Origin of the sequence: Bifidobacterium sp. (assembly GCF_050874245.1) — a bacterium.
Taxonomy (GTDB): domain Bacteria; phylum Actinomycetota; class Actinomycetes; order Actinomycetales; family Bifidobacteriaceae; genus Bifidobacterium.
Map to the genome: position 1 here is coordinate 1 of NZ_JBNMKH010000106.1, position 4,723 is coordinate 4,723.

The window sequence follows — 4,723 nt, forward strand, 5'->3', positions numbered from 1 at the left end:
CTGTCCGTGCCGAGCATGCCGGGCAGCAGCTGAGCTACGGTGTTCAGCGTATGCACGGTGCTGTTGAGCTTTGCACAGTAGGTCTGGGCCGAGTCGAGCGCATCGGCGACCTTGTGAATGTGTGGCCGTTTCGCCGCCTTGATCTCACGGGTGCTGTTGTCGATCACCTTGTCGGCAACGCTCAGCGGCTCCTGGGAATCCTCCAAACCAGAAAGGGAGACCGTGCCATTCTCCACGTGGATATTGCTCAGATTGACGTTCTTGGAGACCTTCGCCAATTGCGGCAACGCCTGCGAGGAAATATCCTCCAACGAGGCGACCGTGGTACGGACCGCGGAAACATCATCCCCCACATACGGAACATGCGATGCGACCGTCCATAGGAAGGACGACGTCTGCTTGTACGCCTTGTCCACATGGCCGGAGAATTCGTTGGTCTTCGTGTCGAGCTGCTGGCTGTCGGCCTGGGTGATGGTGCCCTGCAGACCCTTCGCGCTTGCCACGGCCTGCTGCAGTTCGCTCCTGGCGCTCATGACCGACCATACGAACGCGACGGCAAAGGCGGCGAGCGCCAGCAGCACGGCGACCACGGCGATCAGGATGCGGCGGTTGCGGCGTTTGCGTTTGATGCGACGGATGTGTTCGGCGCTCATGCGGCGGCGGACGCGGTGGGGGTGGTAATCCGATTGATCCAGCGGATTCTGCGGTTCCTGCGCGTCCGAATCCTGTAAGTCCGCGTCCCGCAGGTTCGCGCTCGAATCCTGCAAGTCCACGTCCGAATCCTGCAAGCCCTGTTGACCCGCGTCCGGATCCCGTGGTTCCTCCGCGTTACGTGGAGTCCCTTCGTTCTCCCGCTCAGCCATATTCTCTCCCACTCGAGTTCATCGATTCTCTACTTCGCGACGCATCCATACATCGCAGCCACATGTCATGGCACACACTGGGTCAATAGTCTACCTCATACCCCCGGTGGAATCACAGCGAATCTATACGGATCAATCATCCCCATCGGGCCAAGAAATACCAAATTCCTCCGGCAAAAGACCAACATTCGAACCACGTCTCAGCGAATTCACTCCTCTGAAAGCCCAATCCCAGGATGCTTTATAATCATCGGCACCATGAAGCAAATCCGAAGAAAGCAGAAGCTGCTTGAAAAACGCTGGATCCTCCTCACAATGCTCAATGAATTCAAGAGACAGCTGTCTTTTCCTTTCCGTTCCTTGCTTACCCGTCAAGTTGTCTGAAATGCTCCAAAGAGCATGCTCCAGATTCCTGGACATGAAGAAAGCACGAAAGGGCACTTTCCTTGAAGAAAACGACATTTCCCGTTCAGCAATCAACTCGCCAATCCGTGTTTTCTTCTCGGAATTACGCAATCTGATTCCTGGAACATCAGGCGTTCTGATTTCATCCGCCATGTATTCCAGCACGCGGCCTTCCACCACACGATCATCTGGAATCAACGCACCATCCAAATCCATCAATAATGCGACGGCGAGAATATCCCGTTCCTTGAACTCGTGAGACTTGCTTATCTCTCGTTTAATCAATCCCTTGATTTTGCCTTGGATTCCTTTGCCCGGAAGAGCATGGAAATTCTCAGGATGGATTTTGTACAAGGTAATATCGCCGTCAGCGCTTATCCCCTGGAAATGGACCCGAACATCACTGAGAATCTCATCGAAAGCATCAACCACGCATTCATCGGACTGACCTTCTACAATGAACGGCACAACTTTATTGGGCATGCTCCGGCTCCTTAACCGTAGGTACAGCAGTCGTTGCAGTCACGCGTCCGGCTTTGTTGAAAGCGACGGCAACCCGGGAAGTCGAAATCCGAGGAGCCAATTCCTCAGGCTGGTCGTTGATGTTCACCGACCGAATGTACATGTCCCTCAGGTTGCTGGTGTCACGAACCCCTTTAATAGACAGAAAACGATTCTTCGCATTCGACGTCGAGAATACAATCGCCTTGCTGGGAAGAACCTCTAGGATACGCAGATTATGAGCGGTGAAAATAAGCTGCCCCCGGCCACGTTCCGCCAGCACACGAAGAATATTTCCCAGCAATATTTCGAATACTCCAGCATCGATCTCATCAATCGCTATACAGGCATCAGGCTCATTGAACATACGGGTCAGCAAGGAAAGCATGCCTACAATACGTTTGATTCCCTCGGACTCAGCCCAGAATGGAATATGCACCTTCTTACCCCCGACGCTTCGGACGCTCTTAAGGAACACGCGAACACCAGGCTTCTTATCCTCAGTGACGGCCTCCTGCATGTCGCATTCCAATTGAAGATTCGGCACGACAGTCGGCAAAACCATATTCGACTGCTTTACCATCTGCTCTATGGTCGGTCGCAAATCCTCCGGAACGATAACCGGTCGCCCGATATCCAGAACATCAAAATTGGAACCATGCTCTATCGGCACGTACCCAAACGCGACCGATGCCCCCTCACGCGTGGTCATGACCCTCATGTTCAGACGCGCGTACTGAGACAAAATCCTCAGAACATCAATCAGCTGCTTGTTCATGTCTCTGGCGGCCATTTTTATTTTCGGCAAAACATCATTCTTGGAGATCTCCCCATCGATCGCGGTAAGAGTATCCATGAAACTATGAGAAAAAACAAACGAACGATATTGGCTCCACGACAATGTCTCCTCTTGACGGAATCTCGCCTCGGCCTTGCGAACCGATTTCAGCGATCCCCATTTATTCGCAGGAGACATGGTTGAATCAAGCAACCCCAATTCCCCTTCAGAAACCGCATGATCCAACAATGTCTGCCGACGCCCCTTGCCGCTCCCCTCGTTTTTTGCCGCGCGCAACTCGATGGTTTCTCGGGAAACCTGCGTCTTCCCGTCTTCCGTCGGCTGCAGACGCAGCCCATAGGTCACCTCACCCAAATCCGTAGAGAAAACAGCAACGATTGAGGCGCAATCACTCCCCTGCCTCACCAGACCAGTTCCGCATTCCAGAGGAAGTGGCCATCCGGACATGAGATACCGAATGCACTGCAACGCAGTGATGACCGACGTCTTTCCCGAACCATTTTGCCCATAGATGCCCGTGATGCTTCCACCTGAAGGCAAATCGCGGAAAACAATGTTGCCTTCTTCCGTGTTCTTCACATTCGCCAAGTCCAAAGATTCCAAACGAACCATAGGAAGCTCCCTTTATTCCTTACGATTCCTTACTCTAAAATTAGAATATCGTATATTTTATACAAAAATCACGTAAAGCAGCGACGAAATCGTCACTTTACGTGCGCTTACTCACTAAGCCGAAATCGACAATGCTGGCACGAAGGCGTTCCGCCCGCCGTGCTCCTACCGCGCTTCGAGAGTTGCTAAGAGCGCGCGATGGTCGGAACCGGGGATGTACTTCGTTTCGAGGTCGCCCACGACCACGCCCTTGTCATGCACGATATGGTCGATCTCGGCCACCGGCAGCAACGACGGATACGTCATATGCAGGCCTTCGCCGGCCTGCTCGCCGGAATCCAGGAAACGACCGCCCAGAAGATACCGGAAGCTGGCATGGTCCCATGTGGAATTGAAATCGCCCATCAGCACGTAGAGGCTGTCGTAATGCTGCAATTGGGCGAGCGAATCAAGGCTGCGATTCCACAATCCCTGGTTGCTGGGACGCGGCGAAAAGGGGTGCACCGAGCCGAACCGCACCTTTGTACCGGCGAAATCGATGGTCGCCGCCGGAACACTGCTCGACTCCACGGGAATCAGGTTCTGCTTGACATTCTCCATCGGCGCCGCGCTGTACAGCACGTTCACGCCGCCGTTGTCATGCCACGTTTGCTGCGCCGCCACGGAATACGGCAGATAGTCGGCGATCCCGGCCTCGTTGAGCCGGTCGAGCAGGCTCCACGACACCTCCTGCAAGGCGAGTATCTCCACATGCTCGTTTTTCACGGTTTCGACGATTCTGCCTGCGTCGGCCGCACCCTGTTTGGTGTTGAGGGTCATGATGCGCGCGTACTTGTCGGACGTGTCGGGCAGGCCGTCGGCCGCTGCCTGCGCTACGGCTTGACGGGCGTTTCCGGAAATCGTCTGCCGTGGTTCGATATAGCCCCAATGCCAGCCGACCTGCACGACCACGCACACCACTCCGATGACGGCGAGCAGCGCGCGTCCGCCGATCCGTCGAACGGCGAGCGCGACGACCATGATTGCCGCGGAGAGGAATCCCATCCATGGCATCAGTGCGACGATGATCGGCACGTAGCGTTTGCCGTCGAGACCGTTGGGGAGCATGCGCAGCAGCATGGCCAGCAGGATGACTGCGGTGGCCAGCCAGAGTGCGATGGTCAGGATGTGCAGGATGGTGCTGCGTCGGGACATGCTGCGTTGGGCTTGGTCGAGGCTGATGCGGTCGGCGTGGGCGGTGCGGTCGACACGGCTGGCGATGGCGGCGTCAAGTCGCTCGCCCAGATTCTCGGTCTCGCGTTCGGCTTCGTTTTCGTTGCCGCATTCAGCTTTATTTTCGTTGCCGTTGCCGCGTTCACTGCCGCTTTCGCCTTTGCTGTTGCTTTCGCCGGTTTGCCGCATGGTCGCCTTTCATTACGTTCCCGTTCACCATACGCAACGCGATATGGATTCGTTGTAAACGGTCCGCGAGGTTCACAGTGCCTTTACGTGCTCACCGTTCTTCGCACCGTCTTTTCCACCGTCTGTACGCCACCGTCTGTAC

General features: G+C 55.2%; 3 protein-coding genes and 1 pseudogene. All 4 read right to left on the reverse strand.

Annotated features, from left to right (window positions below; genetic code table 11):
• A pseudogene (locus tag ACR0P8_RS08655) lies at window positions 1-863 on the reverse strand (DUF4012 domain-containing protein); the annotation flags it as partial.
• 132 nt (window positions 864-995) lie between these two features.
• Complete coding sequence (locus ACR0P8_RS08660; protein WP_432624685.1) at window positions 996-1,751, reverse strand: hypothetical protein; 756 nt, start codon at window positions 1,749-1,751, stop codon at window positions 996-998.
• Window positions 1,741-3,180, reverse strand: coding sequence for an AAA family ATPase (locus ACR0P8_RS08665; protein WP_432624686.1), 1,440 nt, complete (start codon window positions 3,178-3,180; stop codon window positions 1,741-1,743). Before ACR0P8_RS08665 ends, ACR0P8_RS08660 begins: the two co-directional genes overlap by 11 nt.
• Window positions 3,181-3,345: 165 nt before the next feature.
• Window positions 3,346-4,581 carry an endonuclease/exonuclease/phosphatase family protein gene (locus ACR0P8_RS08670; protein WP_432624687.1) on the reverse strand — a complete coding sequence of 412 codons (1,236 nt, stop codon included), beginning with the start codon at window positions 4,579-4,581 and terminating at the stop codon, window positions 3,346-3,348.
• Window positions 4,582-4,723: the final 142 nt, after the last annotated feature.